Raw genomic sequence first — 23,614 nt, 5'->3', positions numbered from 1 at the left:
GCCGCGATTATCCCACCGCGGCCTGCGTTTTGTTTTCACCCGCGCCACACGCGGGACGCGCGGTTCAGCCCTTCGCGTCGTTGGCGATCGGCGTCAGCAGCAGGTCCTGGAAATCAAAACTGAAATCGGTCAGCGACGACACCGCCTGCATGCGCGCCTCGCGGACCTTGCCGTCCGGGTCCAGGCTGAAAGTGATGAATGCATCGGCATTCAGTGAACGGTCGTCCCAGTGCACCAGGAAGGTGTCGTGCTGCCACGGCTCCATCGTGCCAACCAGCTGCGCGGTCCTGCCGAAGCGCAGGCGCAGCGTACCGGCCTTCTGCTCCACGAACACATCGCCGTACCACGGATCGCGGTAGCCACCGGCGTAGCCGGCCAGCGGCAGTGACGGGCGGGACTTCGCATCGCGCGCGGCCTGGTGCCGGGCCCACCCCTCGTCGGCCTTGTCCTGCGCCTTGGCCACCGCGGCCGCGTACGCGCCGACCCAGTCGGTCGTCGGTGCCGCGAGGTAGGCGTCCAGCACATCCATCGTGATCGCGTTGAAGGCCGCACCGACTTCCTGGTTGGTCAGCACGACGATGCCCAGGTTCTGTTCGGGCACCAGGGTCACGCGCGAGACCATGCCCGGCCAGCCGCCGGTGTGCCACACCAGTTTCTGGCCCCGATAGTCGCTCAGGCTCCAGCCTTCGCCGTATCCGGCGAAGTTCGGGCGTGCCGCGGCCAGCTCCGGCACGCTCGGCTCGGGCACCACCTGCGGGGTGATCATCTGCCACATCGCGTTCTGGGTCTTGGCGCTGAACAGCGCGGTGCCGTTCTCCAGGGTGCCGTGGGCCAACTGCACATTCATCCAGCGCGCCATGTCGTGCACGCTGGAGTAGATGCCGCCGGCACCGGCGTTGTTGGACCAGGTCAGCGGCGCAACCGTGCGCAGCGCGGTGAAGTCGTATTTGGCGTGTCCCACGGCCGCGTTGTCGCCCGGCTGCAGGTGGTCGGCGTTGTAGCGCGTGCCGGTCATGCCGACCGGCGTGAAAATGTGCTGCTGCAGGAAGTCCGCGTAGGACTGCCCGGACACCTGCTCGATCACCTGCTGGGCCACAGCGTAGAGAATGTTGTCGTACGCGTAGCGGTCGCGGAATCCGGCCTTCAGCGGCACCTTGGCCAGGCGCTGCACCACCTCCTGGTTGGTGTAGGTAGTGGTCGGCCAGAACAGCAGGTCGCCGGCGCCGAGGCTCAGCCCGCTGCGGTGCGAGAGCAGGTCGCGGATGCGCATCTCGCCGGTCACGTACGGATCGGACATGCGGAAACCGGGCAGGTGGTCGATCACCCGGTCGTCCATCTTCAGTCTGCCCTGCTCGGCGAGCAGGTTCAGCGAGGTAGCGGTGAAGGCCTTGGTGTTGGATGCGATCGCGAACAGCGTGTCGGCCTGCACCGGCGCGGGCTTGCCCAGCTCGCGCACACCGTAACCACGTTCGAGGACGACCTTGCCGTCCTTCACCACCGCCACCGCGATGCCGGGTACATCGAATTCACTGCGGACGCGCTCGACCGTGGCGTCCAGCCGCTGCAGTTCGGCCGGCACGGCCGCCGATGCCAGGGGTGCGCACGCCAGCAGCACGACGCCTCCGATCCAGGATGTGTTCAATCAGTGTCTCCAGTTGCATGTCGCGGGGGCGTTGAGATCCACAGGATGCCCGTCGCCGGTTTCGCACGATGGTAACGCGGCCCCCTTCACGCTCGCCTGTGCCAGAAGGCGGCCCGCCCCGGAGAGCCTGCATGACCGCGCCAGCCAATACCGTCTCCACCATCATTCCGTGCCTGCGCTACCGCGACGCCCGGGCGGCGATCGCCTGGCTGCAGCGCGCGTTCGGCTTCGAACCGCAGGCGGTGTATGCCGATGGCGACACCGTCCACCACGCGCAGCTGGTCTACGGCCACGGCATGATCATGCTGGGCTCGGTGGACAACGGCAGCGCATGGGGACGCCACAGCGTGCAGCCGGACGAGGTCGGCGGCCGCCAGACCCAGAGCGCCTGCGTGATCGTGGCCGACCCCGATGCGCACCATGCGCGCGCGGTTGCCGCCGGGGCCGAGGTGGTGATCGCGATCGCCGACCAGGACTACGGTGGTCGTGGCTACGCCTGCCGCGATCCCGAAGGCTACCTGTGGTGGTTCGGCAGTTACGATCCCTGGCAGGCCCACGCAGGCGGCGCATGAGCGCACCGCCCGGTCGTATCCGTACCGGCATCGGCGGCTGGGTGTTTCCGGCCTGGCGCGGCGGCATGTTCTATCCGCCCGGGCTGCCCCAGCGCGATGAACTGGCGCATGCCAGCCGCGCACTCGGATGCATCGAAATCAACAGCACCTTCTACCGCGCACAGAAGCCGGCGGTGTACGCCCAGTGGCGTGAGCAGACCCCGGCCGGCTTCCGGTTTTCGGCCAAGGCACCGCGCACCATTACCCAGACCCACGACCTGGGCACGGTCGGGGCGCGCGTGGATGCCTTCGTCGAGGGCATCGCCGCGTTGGGCGACCGGCTGGGCCCGCTGGTCTGGCAGTTCGGCGACAGCCATCCGGCCGACGCGGAGGCGTTCGACGCGTTCCTGCAGCGCCTTCCGCGCGAGGCCGACGGCGTTCGCCTGCAGCATGCGCTGGAGGTGCGCAATCCGGCGGCGTGGACGCCGGCCCTGATCGCAACCGCACGTGCGCACGGCACCGCCCTGGTGTACAGCGGCTCGGCCGACTATCCCAGCTTCGCCGACCCCACCGCCGACTTCATCTATGCACGGCTGATGCATGCGCGCGGCAACCTGCGCGCCGGCTACCCCGAACGTGCGCTGGAACAGTGGTGCCTGCGCGCGATGCGCTGGGCGCGCGGCGAGGACAACCCCGACCTGCCGCATGTGGTTGCCGATGCACCGCCGGCTGTCTCCCGCGACGTGTATGTGGTGTTCATCGGCGCGGCCAAACAGCGCAATCCCGGCGCGGCGATGGCGCTGCGCGATCAGCTGCGGCGGGTCGGCGCCCCCTGAGCGGGGTGTGCCAGGCGGGCATCCAGCCGCCACAGCAGCGCCCCCACGGCAATGAACGCCGCTGCCACCACCGCCGCGTTGCGCGCGACCGTGGCCCCACCCAGCAGGCCCAGGTCCAGGAACGGATAGGGATAGTGGCCACTCCAGCGGCCGACCAGCAGGGCCCAGCCCAGGTACACCGCCGGGAACACCAGGGCGCCGCCCAGCTGGCGCCAGCGCAGGCCGACATGCGGCCCGGCCAGCCAGCCCAGCAGATACAGCACCGGCACGGCGGTATGCAGGCCGATGTCGGCCCACCACTGCCAGCCCTGCGGTTGCCAGAGCGGGCGCAGCACCAGCGCGTACACCAGCCCGGTGATGCCGATGTACAGCGCCACCGCGGCGCTGGGGGCAGGCGCGGCCAGGCCGCTCCGGCTGCCACGCAGCCGCGCCAGGCACACCGCCGCCACCCCGATGTTGCTGAGGATGGTGAAGTAGCCCAGCAGCCGCAGGGTGGCCTGGCCACTCCCGGCCTCGGCACCAACGGTCTGCAGCAGCAGGCCGTACTGCAGGGCCAGCGCTGCGACGGCGACCAGACCGGTGAGCGCGGCCCAGGCGCGCGCGGCCCCGGTCGGGGCCGGAACGGGGAGCAAGGCGTGGGGCGTCTCCATTGGCGCAGGATGCCATGCGGCGGCGGGGTGCTGCAGCAGGATCGCGATGACCGCGCGCTTCCCGCACAATATGCGGATGCCGATGACCGACACCCGCAAAGCGCTGCTGCAAATCCACTTCTGCGTGCTGTTGTGGGGCGTCACCGCCATCCTCGGCAAGCTGATCACCCTGCCCGCCCTGCCGCTGGTGTGGTGGCGCATGCTGCTGGTGGTGGCCATGCTCGCGCTGCTCCCGCGTGTCTGGCGCGGCCTGCGCCAGCTCTCGCCGGCCCTGTTTGCCGGCTACTGCGGCGTCGGCGCGCTGGTCGCGCTGCATTGGTTGACCTTCTACGGCGCGGTGAAACTGGCCAATGCCTCGGTCGCGGCGACCTGCATCGCGCTCGCCCCGGTGTTCACTGCCGTGATCGAGCCCTGGGTGGCCAGACGTCCCTTCCAGCTGCGCGAACTGGCGTTCGGTATTGCCGTACTGCCCGGCGTGGCGCTGGTGGTCGGCGGCGTGCCCCACGGCATGCGCCTGGGCGTGCTGATCGGTGCATTGTCGGCCTTGCTGGTGGCGGTGTTCGGGTCCCTCAACAAGCGTCTGGTCAGCCATGCCGATCCGCTGACGGTCACCGCCCTGGAGCTGGGCGCCGGCACGCTGACGCTGACGCTGCTGGCGCCGCTGCTGCCGTTCCTGCTGCCGGCGCTGGCCAGCCCGTTGTGGGTGGTCCCCAACCTGCACGACGGTCTGCTGCTGCTGGCCCTGGCCGGCCTGTGCACGCTGCTGCCGTTCGCGCTGGCGCTGGTGGCGCTGCGCCATCTCAGCGCCTATACCGTGCAGCTGGTGACCAATCTGGAGCCGGTCTACGCGATCCTGCTGGCGATGGTGCTGCTCAGTGAACAGCGCGAACTCACACCGCTGTTCTACGCTGGCGTGGCGATCATCGTCGGCGCCGTGTTCCTGCATCCGCTGCTGAACCGCCGCAAGCCGGTCCAGCATCCGGAGCTCCTGGGCACGGCCGAAGCCCGCAACATCGCCGACTGATCGCCGCGGCGATTACCGCGCCGGCCAGTACCAGGCCGGTGCATCCAGCAGCCCCTGGCCCAGCACGCGCGTCTGGCTCATTTCCTTGTGCAGCCGGATCGCATGGCAGGCGGGCGCTTCCTGCAACGCGGCAATCAGACGGCTCGCGTGCGATACCACCCAGACCTGGCTGCGCACGCTGGCGGCGATGATCAGGCGTGCCAGCGCGGGGAGCAGATCCGGGTGCAGGCTGGTTTCCGGTTCGTTGAGCACCAGCAGCGGTGGCGGGCGCGGTGTGTACAGCGCGGCGATCAGCAGCAGGTAGCGCAGCGTGCCGTCGGACAGTTCAGTGGCGGCCAACGGGCGCAGCAGGCCGGGTTGCTGGAACGTCAGCGACAGGCGTCCGTCGTACGCGTCGATCCGCACCTGTGCGCCCGGGAAGGCATCGTCCACCGCGCCGGTCAGCCCGGCGACATCGCCGACCTCCACGATGGTCTGCCAGGCGGCAGCGAGATCATGGCCATCATTGGCCAGCACCGGGGTACGGATCGCCAGGCACGGCAGCCGCGCCGGCGCAGCCATGTCGGTGCGGAAATGGTCATGGAAGCGCCAGCACCGGATGTAGTCGCGCAACTGCATCACCTCGGGCATGCGCTGCGGATCGGCCAGTTGGGTGAACAGACTGTCGAACGCCGACAGCGGTTCCTCCAGCAGGTCCCAGCCACGCCCGGCGCGGCGACGCACCCGCGCGCCACGCCGTTCGACCAGGGCGTTGGCGCTGCGCAGGAACGGGCCAGCCCAGATGCACTCGGTCTTGATCCGGGGTTCCCGGTCGAACATCGACAGGCCCGGGACCGGCAGACCGAGATCGATCGCATACCCGAACGCCTCGGCCGAAAAACCCAGCTTCAGCGACACCGGATGGCGGCGCGCGGTGCCCTGCACCGGCACCTCCCCGGTACGCATGCGCCGGTCGATCTCTTCCGGACCGGCCCACAGCGCCGAGCCAAGCCCCCCTTCCCGGGCCAGCGCGGCCGCCACCCCGCCCTGCGCGGTTTCGGCCAGCAGGCGCAGCGCACGGTACAGGCTGGACTTGCCGCTGCCGTTGTCGCCGGTCACCAGCGTCAGGCGCTGCATCGGCACCACCAGCGCATGCAGCGAGCGGTAGTGCGAGATGGCGAGGGTCTGCAGCATGGCGCGTCCTGACAGGAGGGAGAGCGCGCAGTGTGGAAGGGCGCGGTCGCAGCGCCTGCGACCGGGCCGATGCCGTCAGGGGGCGTTGGCGGTGCGCCACAGCGCCGGCCATTCGGCCGCATCGTCGCCGCGGCAGGCCCCCATGTGCTCGTAGGCGAGCAGTGCAAAGGTGGTACCGGTCCAGCCCCAACGCGCGCCGCTGCCGCAATCGCCCATGCCGCGACCACGGCCGGAATGGGTAAGCACGCCGTCCTCGAACGCCGCCGATGTGACCATGTCCAGTCGCGCGCGCACACCCGGCAGCGTGAACGGCAGGGTCGGCGTCACACGGGTGGCGCGCGACGGATCGGCTACCGGCACCTGGAACACCAGGCTGGAGCTCTGGTAGGCGCCACGCAGGCACTCGATCAGCACCAGCGCGCGGGTATCGTCCAACGCGGCCGCTTCATCGAAGGCGTCGTCACCGCCGTGCTGGCTGCAGTCTTCACGCTGTATCAGGGCCGCCTGGCCGCGCCGCACCTGGGCGATCAGGCGGGCCTGGGCGGCCGCGTCGAGGACGGCCCGGGGCGGCGGCGCCAGCGCCACCCGCGGCAACGGCGCCGCGGCCGGCACCGTGCTGGCCGCCGCGGCACCTCGTCGCAGCAGCGCGGTGGTGCCGCCGAGGCGACCCTGGGTCTCATCGACCAGCAGCAGCGCGGCGCTCAGCCCGCCCAGCGGTATCGCGTCGCGCTCGCCGGCACCGAAGCGCAGCGACTGCCCATTGCGCACCGCATCGACGAACGCCTGTGCGTCGGCCAGGCCGCGCGTCCGGCGCACCACCCACTCCGCGCCGTCCTGCGTGCGCGCCCAGCCCGGTGCGGTCAGCGCCACGGCCTTGCCGTCGAGCCGCAGCGGCGCATTGCCACCGCGCGTGGGCAGCACCACGGTCACGTCAATGGCGCCCTGCGGGCCGGCATCCCGCTGCACGGTGATGCGCCCATCCAACGCTTCGGCAGCGCCGGAGACAACGCAGCGCGCGACGTTGTCGCAGGCCACCACCCAGTCCTGGAACTGGCGGTACACCGGCGTGGCGGCATGCGCGGGCAGCGCCGTGGCCAGGGCAACGGCCAGCAGCGAAACCACGGAAACAACGTTCATGAACATCCTTATTCGGCAGGCACGACGCGATTGCGGCCTTCGCGCTTGGCACGGTACAGCGCGGCATCGGCACGCGCCAGCGTCTGTTCCGCCGTGTCGCCCTCTCGGTGGGCGGCCACGCCGATGCTGACCGTCAGCGGTATGCCCAGCGGCAGATCGGCCGCCGCCACGCGCAGGAACTCGCACTGCATTTCGGCCACGCTCAATGGCGTATCGGGCATCACCACCACGAACTCCTCACCGCCGTGGCGCGCGGCCATGCCACCGCCGGCGAAGGTGGCGCGCAGCAGGCGCCCCAGTTCGGCCAGTACGTGGTCGCCGCTGGCATGGCCGTACAGGTCGTTGACGTTCTTGAAGTGATCGATATCCAGCAGCGCCACCGACACCGCGCGCGGTGCTCCGTTGGCATCGTGCAGCGCCGCATCGAGGAACGCGCCCATCGCGCGCCGGTTGGGCAGGCCGGTCAACGCATCGGTGCGGCTCTGCTCGGCGAGGTCGGCGTTCTGCCGTTCCAGCAGCGCGTTGTACTCGGACAGACGTTGCTCATACCACGCCCGTTCGCTCATGTGCTGCTGGATTTCGTGTGCATAGCGGCGCAGTTCCATCACCAGCGATACCTGCCGCGACAACGCCGACAGTGCCTGTAGACGTTCGGGCGACAACTGCCCGGGCGCGGCATCGAACACGCACAGCGTGCCCAACGGCAGGCCTTCGAAGCTGAGCAGCGGTGCTCCGGCATAGAAGCGGATGTGCGGGTCGTCGACCACTATCGGGTTGTCGAAGAAGCGCGGGTCTTCGCGGGCGTCCTCCACCACCATCACCTGGTCCGGCTGCAGGATGGCGTGGCCGCAGAAGGAGATCTCGCGGGTGGTCTGCGGCACATCCAGCGCTCGCCGCGCCTTGAACCACTGGCGGTCGCGGTCCACCAGCGTGACCGCGCCCATGCGCGTGCCGCAGAGCGCGGTGGCGATGGTGACCAGGTCATCGAAGGAACGTTCGGCCGGGGTGTCCAGCACTTGATAGCGCAACAGCGCCTGCAGGCGCTGTTCTTCATTGTCCGGTCTGGACGGTTTGATCATGTGTCGGCTCCCGGCGAGTCGGTCGCAGTCTAGCCAATCAACGCCGGTGCCGGCGTCAGCGGACCCTCACCAATCCAACTGCTTGGGCAACAGCCCGCGCAGTTCGGCGTCGGTGAGGTTGCGCCACTGGCCCGGCTTGAGCGCGCCGATCTTGACGTTGTCGATGCGCACACGGCGCAGCTGGGTGACGCGGTAGCCGAACGCGGCGGCCATCAGGCGGATCTGCCGGTTCAGGCCCTGCTGCAGCACGATGCGGAAGCCGAACTTGGCGATGCGGCTGGCACGGCACGGCAGCGTGGTCTGGTCGTGGATGCGCACGCCGCGCGCCATGCCACGCAGGAACTCGTCGGTGACCGGTTTGTTGACCGCCACCAGATACTCCTTCTGGTGGTTGTTCTCGGCGCGCAGGATCTGGTTGACGATGTCGCCGTTGCTGGTCATCAGGATCAGGCCTTCGGAATCCTTGTCCAGGCGGCCGATCGGGAAGATGCGCTGTTCGTGGCCGACGAAGTCCACGATGTTGCCCTTGACCGCGCTTTCGGTGGTGCAGGTGATGCCCACCGGCTTGTTCAGAACGATATAGACGTGGCGACGGCCGCCGGGCTTCTTCGCCTCGCGGGTGCGAAGCGGCTGGCCGTCGACCAGCACCTGGTCGCCCTCCCCGACCACCGCGCCGGTGCCGGCGGGGATGCCGTTGACGGTGACGCGGCGCTCGCCGAGCAGGCGGTCGGCTTCGCGCCGGGAACAGAAGCCGGTGTCGGCGATGTACTTGTTGAGTCGGATGGTCATCCGCCCATTATCCGGCAAAGCCGGTCCCGGCTGCGGGTTTGCCTGCAATCGGGCTCACGCCGCCTGCGGATCGGGTTGTCCGGCCAGCGCCTCGGCGTCGAACACCTGGTTGCGCCCGGCGCGCTTTGCGCAGTACATGGCGTGGTCGGCACGGCGCAGCAGGCCGGCCAGGTCGTCGCTGTCGGCACGCAGCACCGCCAGACCGATGCTGGCCGACACGTTCAGGCCGGGGATGCCGAGCCCCGGGGTGACCGCGGCCACCTTCAGCCGAAGGTCTTCGAGCCGCGCCGCGGCGGCGGCACGGCCGGCACCCGGCAGCAGGACCAGGAACTCCTCGCCCCCCATCCGGATCACGTCGGCGTGGTTGCGCACCGAGGTCCGCAGCGCGCGCGCCACGGCCACCAGCACCTGGTCGCCCACTTCATGCCCGTGCTGGTCGTTGATGTCTTTGAACAGGTCGATGTCCAGGAAGCCGATCGCCAGCGCCTGGGGCTGCACGCGCGCCTGCTCCAGGTACTGTGACAGCAGGCGCAGCCCGGCCCGGCGGTTGGGCAGGCCGGTCAGCATGTCGGTGTCGGCCAGCTGGCGCATCTCGTCGCGCTGCTGCCGCAGCCGGCCCAGGCGCAGGTTGAGCGCGAAGGCCGCCATCATCAGGAACCAGGTCGTGGCCACCTGCAGCGCTTCGATCCGGTAGGCGATGAGCCAGCGCGCACCGACCGCTTCGGCCACGATCAGGATCCACCACGGCAGCAGCGCGCCCAGGCCGGCCAGCGCCTGCGCATCGCCGCGCCACAGTGCCCAGACGCCCACGCCCAGGCACAGCACGCAGCCAAGCAGGTACAGCGTCTCCAGCGCGGCTGCCAGCGTTCCCAGCGCGGGCATGCCCAGCCAGGGCACGCTGCAGCCCACTGCGACCAGTCCCCACAGCACCGCGTGCTGCCAGGCGCGCGACCGCGGCCAGCGCCGGTCGCCGCCATTGAGGCGCCACAGAATCGGCAGCAGCAGCGCTTCGGAGAAGGCGGTCAACCCCACCAGCCACCAGGAGGCGCGGTCATGCACCGGCAGCCAAGGCTCGGGGTAGCCGCTCAGCCCGCCGAGCACGGCCTGCCACAGCACGAACACCAGGCAGACCACGACGTAAAGGAGGAACAGGCGATCGCGCGTGGTGGCAAACCCCATCAGCGCCGACAGTGCCAGGGCGATCGCCACGGCAATGCACGCCGCACGCACCAGCAGGCGCGCGGTGTCGTTCTGCTGCACCGGGCTGGGCGCACCCAGCTGCAGGGTCGGCACCCAGCGCTCCTTCAGCGGCCGGGCCCAGGACACCACGATCGGCTCGCGGTCGCCGGCCTTGGGCACCACCACCATGCCGACGCCGGCACGGAAGCGCGAATCGCGGGTGCGGGCGTCATGCATGCTGCCGCAGACCTGGCGTTGGCCGTGGCTGATGCGCACCTCGCCCGACAGCACACCGAAGACGTCCACCGCCTGCGGCTCACCGGACCAGCCCTGCGCGGGTGCGGCAATCGACAGCACGTCCTGGTGGCGCGCCAGCACCCCCGGTGCACACGCCCGCTGCGGGGTCGGCTCGGACGTGGCCTGGCCCAGCAGCAGATAGTCCACGCCGGCCCGCGGCGCATCGGCCCGGGTGGGCCAGGCGCACAGCATCAGCACCACCAGCAGCAACGCCGCTACCGCCTGTTCCCCGCACCAGCCGTGCCTGCCTGTCACAACAACGTCCTGCCCGTGCTTCACGCCAACGCACACACCGTGCATCGCCCCTGGCGCGGATTATCGCAAGAACCGCCGCCACGGCGGTGATGACCCGGTCCGCACACCCGGGCACCGCCGCAGCGGGCGTCACGCCGGGCCGTGCGCGCCGTCGGACGCCGCCCCCGGGTGGATTGCCCACAGCCCCTGCTGGGTCATCCGCTCCAGTGGAATCGGCCGTTCGATCGCGTAGCCCTGCAGGCCCTGCACGCCCAGGTCGGCCAGTTGACGGGCCACATCGGCCGATTCCACCCATTCGGCCACCACCGTCATGTGCAGCTCGCGCCCCACTTCGGTGATGGCGCGCACGGCCGCGCGGTTGATCGGGTCGGACTCCATGTCACGCACGAACATGCCGTCGATCTTGAGCATGTCCGCCGGCAACTGCCGCAGGTAGCCGAACGAGGACAGCCCGGAACCGAAATCGTCCAGCGCCATCCGGCAGCCGCGCGCCTTGACCGCGTCGATGAAGCTCCGCGCCTGCGCCAGATTGCTGACCGCGGCGGTCTCGGTGATCTCGAAGCACAGCTTGGTGGCCAGGCCGCGATTGCGCTCCAGCAGATCGGTCACGAACGCCAGAAAACTCGGCTCGGCGATGGATTGCGCGGACACGTTGACGTTGCACAGGCCGAGCAGCTTCACATGTGCCGGGCAGACCTGCAGGTGGCGGAACAGCAGCCCCAGCACGTGCCGGTCCAGCGCCATCGCCATGCCGTAGCGCTCGACCGCACTCATGAATTCGCCCGGGCCCTGCAGGGCGCCTTCGGGGCTGCGCATGCGCACCAGCACCTCGTAATGCAGGAAGCCCGGATCGCCAACCCGCTCGATGCGCTGGGCGTACAGCAGCATGCGGTTCTCGGAAATCGCGCTGGCCACGCTGGACAACCGCTCGGCTTCCAGCCGGCGCTCGTCCAGCGCCATGCGGCTTTCATTGAAGCAGTGCACGCGGTTGCGCCCGGCTTCTTTGGCCGCGTAGCAGGCGCTGTCGGCCGCGCTCATGAGCCAGTTGACGTCCTGCGCTTCGGCGGTGATCTCGACCACGCCGATGCTGCAGCTCACCTTCGGCGCCCCCTCGCCGTGCTGGAAACTGACCTGTCCCAGGGTGCGGATCACCCGCTGCAGCACGCGCTTGGCTTCTTCCTGGCTGGCATTGGCCAGAAACACCGCGAACTCGTCGCCGCCCAGCCGCCCGACCCAGTCGCCTTCGCGGACCGCGCCCACCAGGTGGTCGGCGAACGTGCGCAGCAGCTGGTCGCCGGCGGCATGGCCGAGGCCATCGTTGACCAGCTTGAAGTAATCCAGGTCCAGGTAGCACAGCGCGTGCATGCCGCCGCGATCGCGGACGTCGAGCAGCGCCAGTTCGATCAGGCGCTCGATCTCGCGCCGGTTCACCAGACCGGTCAACGGGTCGTGGCTGGCGTGGTGCTCCACCTCGCGCGCCAGCGCATGGTTCTGCGACACGTCTTCGACAATCGCGAAGGCGGCCGGCTCCCGCCCGCGGGTATGCACCACCGTGCCGCTCCAGCGCCCCCACAGCAGGCCACCATCGGCGCGCCGGAAGCGCAGTTCGGCCGGCCGCAGCTGGCGCATCCAGTCAATCGCGCCGGTGCCGTCAACCACCAGTTCGCCCTCCACCAGCAGCTCCTGCAGCGACAGGTGCAGCAGGGCATCGCGGCGGTACTCGAGGATGTCGGCCATTGCCTGGTTGGCTTCGACCACGCGCCCGCCCATGTCCAGCTTGAGCATGCCGACGGTGGCCTGGTAGAACGCGGCGCGGAAGCGGCTTTCCTGCTCGATCAGATCGTTGCGCACCCGGCGCGCCAGCATCACCGCGACCACGGTGATCATCAGCACCGACAGCCCGCCCACCACCAGGGTCGTCATGCGAACGATGCCCGACGTACGCAGCAGCGACGCCGAGAAAGCCTGGGCCTTGGTGCGCAGACTGACATCGAGCCCCTGCAGCCGCGCCTGCAGGGCGTCGTGCAGCGCCGGCGTCATGCCCCCACTGCCGTGCAGCGCCTGCGCCTGGTCGGCCAGCGCCTGCAGGTGCAACAGGTCGGCATCGGTCGTGCGCCACAGGCGGACCGCATCGCGGAAGTAGCCCAGGCGCCCGAGATAGCGGAACGAGACAATCAGCCGATTGACGTCACCGGGCGCATTGTCGCCGGCCAGGAAGCCCCGGCGCGCCCGCGCCAGGTCGGCGTCCGGCGCTTCCAGCGCGTGCCGCGCCTGCAGGTCGCCCAGAGGCACCGCCAGCGCCGCGCGCGCGTCGGCCAGATCGTCCGGATCGGCGGTGGCCAGGTAACGCGACAGTGCCAGGGTCGCGTGCTGCTGCGCCCGCGACCAGTGGCTCTGGCCGACGATCCACGCCGTCGAAGCGGCCTGCAGCTCCTGGATCAGGGCCGAAATGCCGACCAGGCCGATCGCCATGCCGGTCAGCAACGCGAAACGCAGGATGAGGCCCCGCGTTGGATACGGTACTTCCCTGACGCCCCCGCCCCTGCCACTTCCAAGCATCGTCGATTCCCCTGGACGCTTTCGTTGTGTGGGGACCGATTCCGTTGCGCGGCCCATTGCCGAGGCTAGGACCAAGCATGTTGAGACGGCGCGAAACCCGGCGTGACTCCCCGGAAACGACAACGCCAGCCCGGAGGCTGGCGTTGCAGGGACCGCCCGGGGCGATCAGAAGCTGCGCGGGCCGCGCGGCTTGAAGCCGTCCCGGCGCGGCGGACGGTCGTTGCCGCCCGGACCACCCGGACCACGGTGACCGCCCGGGCCACCCGGCTTGCCGCCGCGGCCGAACTTCGGCTTGAACGGGGGACGCGGCGACGGGGTCAGGTCTTCACCCGGCTCCACCTTGCGCATCTGAAGCTGCTGGCCGGACACCCACACCTTCTTCAGGTGGGTGAGCAGGTCGCTCGGCATCTCGGCAGGCAGGTCCAGCACCGAGAAGTCGTCGTGGATGTCGATGCGGCCGATGAAGCGGCTTTCCAGGCCGGCTTCGTTGGCGATCGCGCCGACGATGTTGCCCGGCTTGACGCCGTGCACATGGCCCACTTCGATGCGGAAGGTCTCCATGCCCTGCTCCGGCGCACCGCGCGGGGCGATCTCACGGCGCGGGGCGCGCTCGAAGCCACCCTCGTTGCCGCCGAAGTCGCCTTCGGCACGCGGCGGACGCGGACCGCGGTCGTCTTCACGGCGCGGACCACGCTCGAAACGCGGCTCGAAGCGCGCCGGGCGATCGCCACGATCATTGCGGTCGTTGCGTTCGCGAGGCGCCCGTTCTTCACGCGCACCCCGCACCGGCGGGGTCAGCAGGAACGGCGAATCGCCCTGCAGCAGCTTGGCCAGCGCAGCGGCGATCTCGATCGCCGGCACGTTGTTCTCGGCCTCGTAGCGCTGCAGCAGCTCGCGGTAGAAGTCGACGCCGCCGCCTTCCAGCGCCTCGCTGATGCGGCTCATGAACTTGGCCACGCGGGTATCGTTGACCGCGTCCACGCTCGGCAGCTGCATTTCCTCGATCGGCTGGCGCGTGGCGCGCTCGATCGCCCGCAGCATGCCCTTCTCGCGCGGGGTGGCGAACAGGATCGCGTCGCCGGTGCGGCCGGCACGGCCGGTACGGCCGATGCGGTGCACGTAGCTTTCGGTGTCGTACGGAATGTCGTAGTTCAGCACGTGGCTGATGCGTTCCACGTCCAGGCCGCGCGCGGCCACGTCGGTGGCGACCAGAATGTCCAGCTTGCCTTCCTTGAGCTGGCCGATGGTGCGCTCACGCTGGGCCTGCTGCATGTCACCGTTGATGGCGGCAGCCGCCAGGCCGCGGGCCTGCAGCTTCTCGGCAAGTTCTTCGGTGGCCGCCTTGGTGCGCGAGAAGATGATCATCGCGTCGAACGGTTCCACTTCCAGGATGCGGGTCAGCGCATCCAGCTTGTGCATGCCGCTCACCCACCAGTAGCGCTGGCGGATGTTGGCCGAGGTCGTGGTCTTGGCCGCGATGGTGACTTCGGCGGGGTTCTTCAGGTAGGTCTGCGCGATGCGACGGATCTGCGGCGGCATGGTGGCCGAGAACAGGGCGACCTGGCGGGTCTCCGGCAGCTTCTTGAGCACGGCTTCGACGTCGTCGATGAAGCCCATGCGCAGCATTTCATCGGCTTCGTCCAGGACCAGCGTCTTCAGCTCGGACAGGTCCAGAGTGCCGCGATCGAGGTGATCGATCACGCGGCCCGGGGTACCCACCACCACGTGCACGCCACGGCGCAGGGCCGACAGCTGCTGGCCGTAGGGCTGGCCGCCGTAGACCGGCAGCACGCGGAAGCCCGGCATCGCCGAGGAATAGGTCTGGAAGGCCTCGGCAACCTGGATGGCCAGTTCGCGGGTCGGCGCCAGCACCAGCACCTGCGGCTTGGCCTGGTTGAAGTCGAGGTTGGACAGGACCGGCAGCGCGAAGGCGGCGGTCTTGCCGGTACCGGTCTGGGCCTGACCCAGCACGTCGCGACCTTCCAGCATGGCCGGAATGGTGGCGGCCTGGATCGGCGACGGCGTTTCATAGCCGACGGTGGCCACGGCCTTCATCACAGCATCGGACAGGCCGAGGTCTGCGAACAGCAGCGGCGCGGGGGATTCTTGGGACATGGGAAACTCCGAAGGCACTGCCATTTTTCGGGCAATGCGATAAAAAAAGGGGATGGTCCGCGCTTTGGGCGCCCTTTCTTATCGCGTGCCCTGGCGCTGCTCGGTCGGAGGAGAATTCACTCGCTCAGGGCGCGATGATACCGCATCGTTCCTGAACCACGCGTACAGATTTCCGCCTGAATCCCGCGCAGGCCCCGCGCTGGCGCACAATACGCGCCCTCCCCCGGCCCGGGCCACCGTCCGCGCCCCTTTCCAGGATACCCGCTTCATGCAGACCCTCGAATTCGAACTGGACCGCGACTACGTCGAGCTCAAGCAGCTGCTCAAGCTGGCCGACCTGGTCACCAGCGGCGGGGAGGCCAAAACCGTCATCGGCGACGGCCAGGTCCTCGTCGATGGGGAAGTTGAACTGCGCAAGGCCTGCAAGATCCGCGCAGGCCAACAGGTCCGGTTCGGCGACACCACCATCCACATCATCGCCGACAGCGACGCCCCCTGAGCCACCGCCGCCCCGCGGCTGCCGCCCCGCTCAGGAGGCGCGCGTCAGCTGGGCGGCGATCAGCTGCCGGAAGGGGGCCACGCCCTGGGCCAGGCGCAGGCCGGCACTGCGCAGCGCGCGGGCCGGCAGGCGGTCGTCGGTGTACAGCGTGGCGATGGCATTGGTGGCCTCGTACAGCGGCCGCGACGCCAGCCGATGGCCCCGCTCATAACCGGCCAGGCCCGCCGGCGCGGCGATGTCGCCGCCCCGCTGGGCGGCGGGGGCGATCACCGCAGCCAGCCGGTCCTGGCTGAGCAGGCCGAGGTTGAAGCCGTGCGCGGTGACCGGGTGCATGCCCACCGCCGCATCGCCGATCAGCGCGCAGCGCGGGCCCACGAAGGATTGTGCGTAGACCCCCACCAGCGGATAGGCGATCGGCCGCGCGCACGGCTGCATGCGGCCGAGCCGGTGCTCGAAGAAGCCACTGACGGTACGCCCGAGGGCGTCGTCGTCCTGCGCCATCAGCGCCGCGATCTGCCGCGGTGGCAGGGTGATCACCGCCGAGGCCAGGTCGCCGTTCAGCGGCAGCAACGCCATCGTGCGGCCATAGCCGAACCATTCCCAGGCCGTGTGATGGTGCGGTTGTTCGATACGCATCCGGCACACCAGCATCGACTTGCCGAAATCACGCATGCGCGCACCGATCCCGAGCAGGCGGCGGGTACTGGAGAAGCGGCTGTCGGCGGCGACCACCAGCCGCGCCTGCAGGCGGCGCCCATCGGCCAGGGTGACAGAGGTGTGCCGGGGGCCGGTGTCGATGGCGGCCACGCTGGTCTGGTCGAGCACCTCGACCCCGGGCTGGTCCTGCACCGCCTGCCATGCGGCGCGCCGGATCAGATGATTGGGCACCAGCCAGCCCAGGTCGCGCCCGTGCCCGTCGCGTGCCGCCGCGAAGGTCAGCGCGAACGGCGAACCGCCGTTGAGCACCTGCGCATCGCGCAGCGGTGAAATCTCGGCCGGGTCCAGCCGCGCCCACAGACCCAGCCGCTCCAGGATCGCGCGGGACGCATGGGTCAGCGCGATCTCGCGGCCATCGAACGCCGCCTCGGCCAGTGCCGCACGCGGCTGCTGCTCGATCAGCGTCACCGTCAGGCCGGTCCCGGCCAGCGAGCGGGCCAGGCACAGCCCGACCGGCCCTGCCCCCACCACCACGACATCCACCGGGCGCGCGTGTTGCTCCACCATGATCCGATCCTGCGGTTGCCAGTCCACGTGGAGCTTAGCGCCGCCGGCAGTGCGCCGGCCTTGATCTGGATCAGCCGCGTGCGGAACGGTTCACCCCCGCGTTACAGCAGCGACCACATCAGCAGCAGGATGCCCACCAGCGAGGCCAGCCACACCAGGCTGCGCACGTACGGCACGCCGGCCGCATACAGCGGCAGGTAGACCACCCGCGCCCAGAAGTACAGCTCCGCGGCCAGTGCGGTCAGCCCGTCCTGGCGCTGGGTGAGCGTTACCGCCAGCACGGCCGCCGCGAAGAACGGAAAGGTCTCCATGAAGTTGGACTGGGCGCGCTGCAGCCGGCCCGTCAACGGGCGTACCGGGGCGCTCTGCCCGTCGCGCGCGGATGCATTCCACGCCAGCCCGCGCTCGCGGGTCACTGCCGTGGACGCTGCGAACAGGTGCACGATGCCCAGCAGCATCGACCACACCAGCATCTGGATCTCGATCGTCATGGCGTACTCCGGAAGGTGTCAGGCAGAACGTCAGGGGGTGGCGGCACGCACGCTGTAACCGGCGAGCCGCCAGACGCGGTCTTCATCCAGTCGGAAGGACACCAGTTCGCGTACCGGCTGGGCGCTGTTGGCAAAGCGGGTCGGGAAGCTGACGTTGATGTACAGCCCTTCCGGCACGGTCGCGCCAGCCGCGTACTTGACCCGGGTCACGGTGGGCTGGCCGCGCGATGCGAGCGTGCCGAGCCGCTTGCGGTCGGCCGCCAGCTGGGCCACGAAGGCCGGTTCGGTGACGGTCTTCTTCGCCACGGCGGACGCACCACGCCACGCCTCGGCCGCCCGGTTGGCATCGACCAGCTGCGCCACCTTCAACGCCGCCGCGCTCATCTCCGCATCCTGCTCGCGCACCTGGGCCTGCTGCGCGGGCGTCAGCACCGGGCGCGGCGCGGCGGCGGCATCCGGTGCCGGGCGGGCCGGCGCCGGGGCGGGCGTGGCCGGGGCAGGCGTCTGCGCCATCGCGGCGACGGGGAACAGGATCGACAACAGCAGCAGCGGAACACGCATCAGGGCACCGTCGGCAGAAGGAAACTGCCGGCCAGCATACGTCAAGGACGTGAGTAGTCCGTCAGTTGCGCTGCGCCGCCTCGGGCGGCGGCCGGTGTCCTTCGCTCGCGGTCTGCGCCGGTGCGGCCGGCACCGCGTCTGCCGACGCCGCGGTGGGCGTGGACGGTGGCAGCAGGCTGGTCACGTCGATTTCCGACAATGGGCTTTCGTCCGGGCAGGTCGCGTCGGGGAAACCGAATCGCTGTTTGAGCATCTGCCCGCAGGTGTTGATCGCCTCCATCTCGGCGCCCTCGCGCTTGCATTCCTGATCAAAGGCGATCAGGAACGCATCCTTGCGGCGCACGAAATCATCGCCGCACTTGCGCATCTGCTTGATCCGCTCCAGGTCGTCCTGCACCGCATTGGTGCCGTCCAGGCCGAACTGCCGCAACTCGCCGGCATCGAGCAGGCGCAGGCTGCGGTTGGGCACGGTCATCATCAGGTCGGCCACGCCCACCGCCACGCCATTGCGCTGCAGGTAGTCCTTCACGTTGTCATAGACTTCGTGCAGCTCGCGGTTGAGCTCGGCGCGCGAGGTCGCCTTGGAGCTGATCCGCATCATGCGGTGGATGCCGACCTTGCCCGAGACGAGCCGGTTGTCACCGGCCGCCAGCACAAACACGCACGCACTGTGGCAGACCGATCCTTCGCGCACCCAGATGGTCCAGTTGGATTCGCCGATGCTGTCGCCGGCCACGATGGCCGCCTCCACCTGGCCGCCACTGGAATCCAGATCCAGGATGCGCCGCGAAATGTGCTGTGCATCGGCCACGATCGCCACCCGGCCGACCAGCTCGGCAAACCCGGGATTGATCTTGCCGACGTAGCGCACGCGCAGCAGGCCACGCTCGGCGCACGGTGCCAGCGCCGCCTCCACGCCGGCGCGGTCGAGCGCCTCCAGCGGCTGCCCGTCGCCCCCTTCGGCGGCGTAATCGGTATCGCAGCTCACGAACGCCTTGCCGTTGTCCAGCGCCGCGTCCGGCCACGCCTGCTGCCCACGCCGCGGCGGCGGCGGCGGCGGTAGCGGGGCGTCGGCGGCGTTGATGGACACCATGTGGTCGCCATCGGCCGCCTGCGCACGCACCGCCTTGTCGGCCGCAGTGACATTGCCCGGATTCTCCAGCTGGCTGCAACCGGCCAATCCCAGGCACAACAACGGCAACCACCACGACTTGGGCAACATGGACAACCTGGACTCCACGACAAGGGGCGCACCTGCGGCGCGCAGGCAGACAGTCTAGTGCGCCACGGCAGCGCCGCGACAACCTGCACTGAACCGTCCGGGGCCGCGACCGCATTGCCGTCCGAAAACGGCGAGCCGGGTCCATCCCGGGGGCATAGACTGACCGGCATGGACACCGCCCTGCCCCTGGACTACGCCGCCTGCGAAAGCGCCCGCCTGGCACGCGACGCCCGCTTCGACGGGGTGTTTTTCACCGCCGTGCGCAGCACCGGCATCTATTGCCGCCCGGTCTGCCCGGCACCACCGCCGAAGCCGCGCAACGTGGACTATTACCCGACCGCCGCTGCGGCCGCCGCCGCCGGTTTCCGACCCTGCCTGCGCTGCCGCCCGGAACTGGCGCCGGAGGCCCAGGACGTCCTCAGCAACGAAACCCTGCAGCGCGCGTTGGCGCTGATCCACGATGGCTACCTGCAGGATGCCCCGGTCGGCGCGCTCGCTGCCCACGTGGGGCTGAGCGCCCGCCAGCTGCAGCGCCTGTTCGTGGCCCGCCTCGGCGCGGCGCCGGCGCAGATCCACGCCACCCGTCGCCTGCTGCTGGCCAAGCAGCTGTTGACCGAAACCGCGCTGCCGGTCACCGACGTGGCGATGGCGTCCGGCTACAACAGCCTGCGCCGCTTCAACGCCGCGTTCGTGGACGGCTGCGGGATGCCTCCGACGGCCATCCGCCGCCAGCGCGGTGCGCTCGGCGACGCCCCCCTGACCCTGCGCCTGGGCTACCGGCCGCCACTGGATTTCGCCGCGATGCTCGGCTTCCTGCGCCGCCGCGCCATTCCCGGTATCGAGCAGATCGACGACCACAGCTACCAGCGCGTGATCGGCCCGGCCGCGCGCCCCAGCGTGATCCGCGTCAGTGCCGATCCGAAGCGCCCGGAGCTGCTGCTGCAACTGGGCCAGGTCGATCCACGCGCCATCCCCGGCATCGTGCGACGGGTCCGGCGGATCTTCGATCTGGATGCGGACCTGCGCATCGTGCACGCCACGCTGGCCCGGGAGCCACTGCTTGCCAGGGGCATCGCCGAGCGCCCCGGCCTGCGCGTGCCCGGCGGCTGGGACGGCTTCGAGGTGGCCGTGCGCGCCGTGCTCGGCCAGCAGGTCAGCGTGGCCGCGGCGGCCACGCTTGCGCGACGCGTGGTCGACCGCTTCGGCATCACGCTGCCGGGCATGCCCGAGGGCCTGGACCGTCAGTTCCCCACCCCGCAGGCGCTGGCCGAGGCCCCGCTGGACACCGTGGGCCTGCCGAAAACCCGCGCGGCAACGGTCCGCGCGGTGGCCGCCGCAGTCGCCGACGGCCGCTTGGACTTCGCCGCCGGCCAGCGCCTGGACAGCTTCGTGGCGCGCTGCGTCGCGCTGCCCGGCATCGGCCCGTGGACCGCACACTACATCGCGCTGCGCGCCCTGGCTCTGCCCGACGCATTTCCCGCCGGCGACCTCGTGCTGCAGCAGGTCCTCGGCGGCGAAACCCGCCTTGCCGAGCGCGCCACCGAGGCCCGTTCGCATGCCTGGCGCCCGTGGCGCGCCTATGCGGTGCTGCACCTGTGGCACCTGTCTCCCCCCGCTCCCGGAGTACGCCCATGACACTGCGCTACGACACCTTCGACAGCCCCATCGGCGCCCTCACCGTGGCCGGCGACAGCCGTGGCATCCACCACATCCTCTTCGAGAACAACCGGTACGACGCCAAGGGCCGCGAGCACTGGCAGCGCGACGCACATGCCGTGCGCGAGGCACGCCTGCAGCTGCTGCAGTATCTGCGCGGCGAACGCACCGCCTTCGCGCTGCCGCTCGCGCCGCATGGCACGCCGTTCCAGCTGCGCGTGTGGCGGGCGCTGGCAGATATCCCGTTTGGCCGGACCTGGAGCTACGTCGACCTTGCCCGCCACATCGACCATCCCACCGCCAGCCGGGCGGTCGGGGCCGCCAACGGCCGCAACCCGCTGCCGATCGTGCTGCCCTGCCATCGGGTGATCGGCAGCAACGGTGCACTGACCGGATTTGGTGGCGGACTGGACACCAAGGCCGCCCTGCTGCAGTTGGAGGCACGGCGCGATTCGCTGTTCGCCTGAGCCGCGCCCCCTGCCATTGGTTGTCTTCGTCGCGTCACCGCTGCCGATTATCATGGCGTGATGATCTCCGTACGTTTCCCACTGGCGCTTGCCGCCGCCCTGTCGCTGGCCGCCTGCGCCACCGCACCGTCCGCACCGCCGCCGCCTGTCGCCGCTGCCACCCCCAATGCTTCACCGCCGAAACTGCTGCTGGTCTCCATCGATGGCCTGCGTGCGGACATGCTCGACCGCGGCATCAGCCCCAACCTGTCGCGGATCGCCGACAGCGGCGTGCGTGCGCGCTGGATGACGCCGTCGTATCCCGCACTGACCTTTCCCAACCACTACACGCTGGTCACCGGCCTGCGTCCGGACCACCACGGCATCATCCACAACAGCATGGAGGAAGCCGGACTGGGCAGCTTCCGGCTGAATCGCCGCGAGGCCGTCACCGACGCGCGCTGGTGGGGCGGCGAGCCGATCTGGGTGGGCGCGGAAAAAGCCGGCGTGCGCACCGCCACCCTGTCCTGGCCCGGCAGCGAAGCGGCCATCCAAGGCGTGCGGCCGAGCCAGTGGCGCGTGTTCGACAGCCAGGTGACGCTGCCCGATCGCGTTGATCAGGTCCTCGGCTGGCTCGGCCAGAGCGATCCGCAGGCGCCCCGTCTGGTCACGCTGTACATGGAACAGGTCGACCACGCCGGCCATGACCACGGCCCGGAGTCGCCCGAGTACGCCGCCGCCATCGTCGAGGTCGACACCGCCATCGGGCGGCTGCTGGACGGCCTGCAGGCGCGCGGCCTCGCCGACGACACCAACATCGTCGTGGTCTCCGACCACGGCATGGCCAGCGTGCCGGCAGGCCAGGTCATCGCCACCGAGGACATGGTCGATCCGGCCATCGCGCGGGACGTGACCGTCGGGCAGTCGGTCGGCTTCGCGCCGTTGCCCGGCAAGCAGCGCCAGGCCGAGAAGATCCTGCTGGGCGCGCACGCGCACTACGACTGCTGGCGGCGCGAGGCGCTGCCGGCGCGGTGGGCCTATGGCACCCATCCGCGCATCCCGCCGATCCTGTGCCAGATGCACGAAGGCTGGGACGCGCTGACCCGCGATCGGATCGCCAAACGCCCCCCGGGAGACCGCGGCTCGCACGGCTACGACAATGCACTGCCCTCGATGCGGGCGGTGTTCATCGCGCGCGGGCCGTCGTTCAGACAGGGCGCGGTGATTGCGCCGTTCGACAACGTGGACGTCTATCCGTTGCTGGCGCGCCTGCTCGACGTGCCGGCCGCGCCCAACGATGGCGACCCGCAACGCCTGCTGCCGGCCCTGCGCTGAGGCGCGCCGGCGCCGCGCGGACAACAAAAAACGCGGCGCAGGCGCCGCGTTTTTCGTGGGCCCTGCCTGGCTGGGATCAGCCGGCCTTGGCCACCGCCTTCTTGGCGACAGCCTTCTTGGCCGGCGCCTTGGCAACGGTCTTCTTGGCGACCGGCGCAGCTGCGCCCACGGCCACCTTGCTCACCGCGTGCGAACGCGAATTGCCGTAGCTGGCGTTGTAGCGCTTGCCCTTGGCGGTCTTGCGGTCACCCTTACCCATGTCGTCAACTCCTTAGTCTGAAATCTGATAACCCCGTACTGACACGGGTTCGGCGGGGCCGCCCTCTCAGGCGCCCCCGCGCACGATCTGAAAGCCTACCACACGCACTCAGTGCGCACAGCTCGCATCATGGATGTGGCCGTGGTTCAGCCGCAGGTTCACCAGGTGCGCCACCCCCACCAGCACCCCGCCGAGGGTCATCACCACGGCGTGCGGAACCGCTGAATGGTGCAGCGGGCCATACAGCAGCCCGGCCCACAGCGCGACCAGCCCCGGCACCAGGAAGCCCAGCGCGCGCAGCGCACCGTGGCGACGATATCCCCAGACCAGGCTGAACAGCCCCAGCAGGGTCACGAAGCAGACCAGCGCCAGCTCGACCCCGTCGCTCATCCACACCGACAGGCCCAGCGAGGGCGCGGCGGCCAGCAGCACCGGCAACACCGCGCAGTGCACCGCACACAGCAGCGATCCGGTGGCACCGAAACGATCGAGAAGATGGCGGAGGCGTGGGAACAGGGGCATGACTTCCAGCAGGGTCGGCGAAGCGTTATGGAATAATATAACATCAATCCCGACGCGCACCTGCCTCCCCTGCCCCACCCCCGTTCATCGACGGGTTTCGCGCGCCCCACCAT

The 23,614-nt window shown here is 70.0% G+C and carries 22 protein-coding genes; 7 read left to right on the top strand and 15 right to left on the bottom strand.

Annotated elements, in window-relative coordinates:
* Positions 1–64: 64 nt before the first annotated feature.
* Positions 65–1,642, bottom strand: coding sequence for a serine hydrolase (locus tag OC534_RS06945; protein WP_262071599.1), 1,578 nt, complete (start codon positions 1,640–1,642; stop codon positions 65–67).
* Positions 1,643–1,773: 131 nt separating this feature from the next.
* On the opposite strand from OC534_RS06945, the gene OC534_RS06940 reads away from it, so the two are divergent.
* Entirely contained in the window at positions 1,774–2,214 is a 441-nt protein-coding gene (locus tag OC534_RS06940; RefSeq protein WP_136004291.1) for a VOC family protein, read from the top strand.
* Entirely contained in the window at positions 2,211–3,029 is an 819-nt protein-coding gene (locus OC534_RS06935; RefSeq protein ID WP_262071598.1) for a DUF72 domain-containing protein, read from the top strand. The genes OC534_RS06940 and OC534_RS06935 overlap by 4 nt, the downstream gene beginning before the upstream one ends.
* On the opposite strand, the gene OC534_RS06930 is transcribed toward OC534_RS06935, so the two are convergent.
* Positions 3,002–3,661, bottom strand: coding sequence for a Pr6Pr family membrane protein (locus tag OC534_RS06930; RefSeq protein ID WP_262071597.1), 660 nt, complete (start codon positions 3,659–3,661; stop codon positions 3,002–3,004). The two genes, OC534_RS06935 and OC534_RS06930, sit on opposite strands and share 28 nt — an antisense overlap.
* Positions 3,662–3,755: 94 nt before the next feature.
* On the opposite strand from OC534_RS06930, the gene OC534_RS06925 reads away from it, so the two are divergent.
* Positions 3,756–4,703, top strand: a complete 948-nt coding sequence (locus tag OC534_RS06925; protein ID WP_136004419.1) for a DMT family transporter — start codon at positions 3,756–3,758, stop codon at positions 4,701–4,703.
* A 12-nt stretch (positions 4,704–4,715) separates the two neighbouring features.
* Here OC534_RS06925 and OC534_RS06920 read toward each other — a convergent pair whose 3' ends face one another.
* From OC534_RS06920 to OC534_RS06890, 7 genes are all read right to left on the bottom strand, one after another.
* On the bottom strand, positions 4,716–5,876 hold the full coding sequence (locus OC534_RS06920) for an AAA family ATPase (protein WP_136004297.1): 1,161 nt from the start codon (positions 5,874–5,876) through the stop codon (positions 4,716–4,718).
* Positions 5,877–5,951: 75 nt separating this feature from the next.
* Positions 5,952–7,013 (bottom strand): DUF1176 domain-containing protein, encoded by a 1,062-nt coding sequence (locus OC534_RS06915; RefSeq protein ID WP_262071596.1) that lies wholly within the window; start codon positions 7,011–7,013, stop codon positions 5,952–5,954.
* A gap of 8 nt (positions 7,014–7,021) precedes the next feature.
* Positions 7,022–8,092, bottom strand: coding sequence for a sensor domain-containing diguanylate cyclase (locus tag OC534_RS06910; protein WP_136004300.1), 1,071 nt, complete (start codon positions 8,090–8,092; stop codon positions 7,022–7,024).
* A gap of 66 nt (positions 8,093–8,158) precedes the next feature.
* The gene (locus OC534_RS06905; RefSeq protein ID WP_017354731.1) at positions 8,159–8,881 is read right to left on the bottom strand and encodes a pseudouridine synthase; all 723 of its coding nucleotides are present in this window, start codon (positions 8,879–8,881) and stop codon (positions 8,159–8,161) included.
* Positions 8,882–8,935: 54 nt separating this feature from the next.
* Positions 8,936–10,549 (bottom strand): diguanylate cyclase, encoded by a 1,614-nt coding sequence (locus OC534_RS06900; RefSeq protein ID WP_243746361.1) that lies wholly within the window; start codon positions 10,547–10,549, stop codon positions 8,936–8,938.
* 192 nt (positions 10,550–10,741) lie between these two features.
* Entirely contained in the window at positions 10,742–13,084 is a 2,343-nt protein-coding gene (locus OC534_RS06895) for an EAL domain-containing protein (RefSeq protein WP_262071595.1), read from the bottom strand.
* 252 nt (positions 13,085–13,336) lie between these two features.
* Positions 13,337–15,286 carry a DEAD/DEAH box helicase gene (locus OC534_RS06890; RefSeq protein WP_153164439.1) on the bottom strand — a complete coding sequence of 650 codons (1,950 nt, stop codon included), beginning with the start codon at positions 15,284–15,286 and terminating at the stop codon, positions 13,337–13,339.
* A gap of 268 nt (positions 15,287–15,554) precedes the next feature.
* Here OC534_RS06890 and OC534_RS06885 point away from each other — a divergent pair, with 268 nt between their 5' ends.
* A complete protein-coding gene (locus OC534_RS06885; protein WP_136004306.1) occupies positions 15,555–15,785 on the top strand; it encodes an RNA-binding S4 domain-containing protein in 231 nt (76 codons plus the stop codon).
* A 30-nt stretch (positions 15,786–15,815) separates the two neighbouring features.
* Here the strand turns inward: OC534_RS06885 and ubiM are convergent, their stop codons facing one another.
* From ubiM to OC534_RS06865, 4 genes are all read right to left on the bottom strand, one after another.
* Positions 15,816–17,009: a 5-demethoxyubiquinol-8 5-hydroxylase UbiM gene (gene ubiM / locus OC534_RS06880; RefSeq protein WP_153164440.1), complete on the bottom strand. Its 1,194-nt coding sequence runs from the start codon at positions 17,007–17,009 to the stop codon at positions 15,816–15,818.
* A gap of 101 nt (positions 17,010–17,110) precedes the next feature.
* Complete coding sequence (locus OC534_RS06875) at positions 17,111–17,500, bottom strand: MAPEG family protein (protein WP_262071594.1); 390 nt, start codon at positions 17,498–17,500, stop codon at positions 17,111–17,113.
* Positions 17,501–17,530: 30 nt separating this feature from the next.
* On the bottom strand, positions 17,531–18,061 hold the full coding sequence (locus OC534_RS06870; RefSeq protein ID WP_153164441.1) for a DUF4019 domain-containing protein: 531 nt from the start codon (positions 18,059–18,061) through the stop codon (positions 17,531–17,533).
* A gap of 61 nt (positions 18,062–18,122) precedes the next feature.
* Positions 18,123–19,283, bottom strand: coding sequence for a hypothetical protein (locus tag OC534_RS06865; RefSeq protein WP_262071593.1), 1,161 nt, complete (start codon positions 19,281–19,283; stop codon positions 18,123–18,125).
* Positions 19,284–19,451: 168 nt separating this feature from the next.
* Here OC534_RS06865 and OC534_RS06860 point away from each other — a divergent pair, with 168 nt between their 5' ends.
* Genes OC534_RS06860 through OC534_RS06850 form a run of 3 tightly spaced genes read left to right on the top strand, consistent with a single transcriptional unit; the run spans position 19,452 to position 22,720 of the window.
* Positions 19,452–20,918 carry an AlkA N-terminal domain-containing protein gene (locus tag OC534_RS06860; protein WP_136004314.1) on the top strand — a complete coding sequence of 489 codons (1,467 nt, stop codon included), beginning with the start codon at positions 19,452–19,454 and terminating at the stop codon, positions 20,916–20,918.
* Entirely contained in the window at positions 20,915–21,406 is a 492-nt protein-coding gene (locus OC534_RS06855) for a methylated-DNA--[protein]-cysteine S-methyltransferase (protein WP_136004316.1), read from the top strand. Before OC534_RS06860 ends, OC534_RS06855 begins: the two co-directional genes overlap by 4 nt.
* A gap of 60 nt (positions 21,407–21,466) precedes the next feature.
* Entirely contained in the window at positions 21,467–22,720 is a 1,254-nt protein-coding gene (locus tag OC534_RS06850; RefSeq protein ID WP_262071592.1) for an ectonucleotide pyrophosphatase/phosphodiesterase, read from the top strand.
* Between the two features lie 76 nt (positions 22,721–22,796).
* Here OC534_RS06850 and OC534_RS06845 read toward each other — a convergent pair whose 3' ends face one another.
* Together OC534_RS06845 and OC534_RS06840 are read right to left on the bottom strand one after the other, a co-directional pair.
* Entirely contained in the window at positions 22,797–22,979 is a 183-nt protein-coding gene (locus tag OC534_RS06845; RefSeq protein ID WP_068850363.1) for a 30S ribosomal protein THX, read from the bottom strand.
* Positions 22,980–23,087: 108 nt separating this feature from the next.
* Positions 23,088–23,501 carry a MerC domain-containing protein gene (locus tag OC534_RS06840; RefSeq protein WP_136004320.1) on the bottom strand — a complete coding sequence of 138 codons (414 nt, stop codon included), beginning with the start codon at positions 23,499–23,501 and terminating at the stop codon, positions 23,088–23,090.
* Positions 23,502–23,614 lie beyond the last annotated feature (113 nt).

This window comes from Stenotrophomonas sp. Marseille-Q5258, from assembly GCF_946900935.1.
Taxonomy (GTDB): Bacteria; Pseudomonadota; Gammaproteobacteria; order Xanthomonadales; family Xanthomonadaceae; genus Stenotrophomonas; species Stenotrophomonas nematodicola.
Note: the sequence above shows the minus strand (reverse complement) of the source record. Positions and strands in the feature narration are given on the sequence as shown.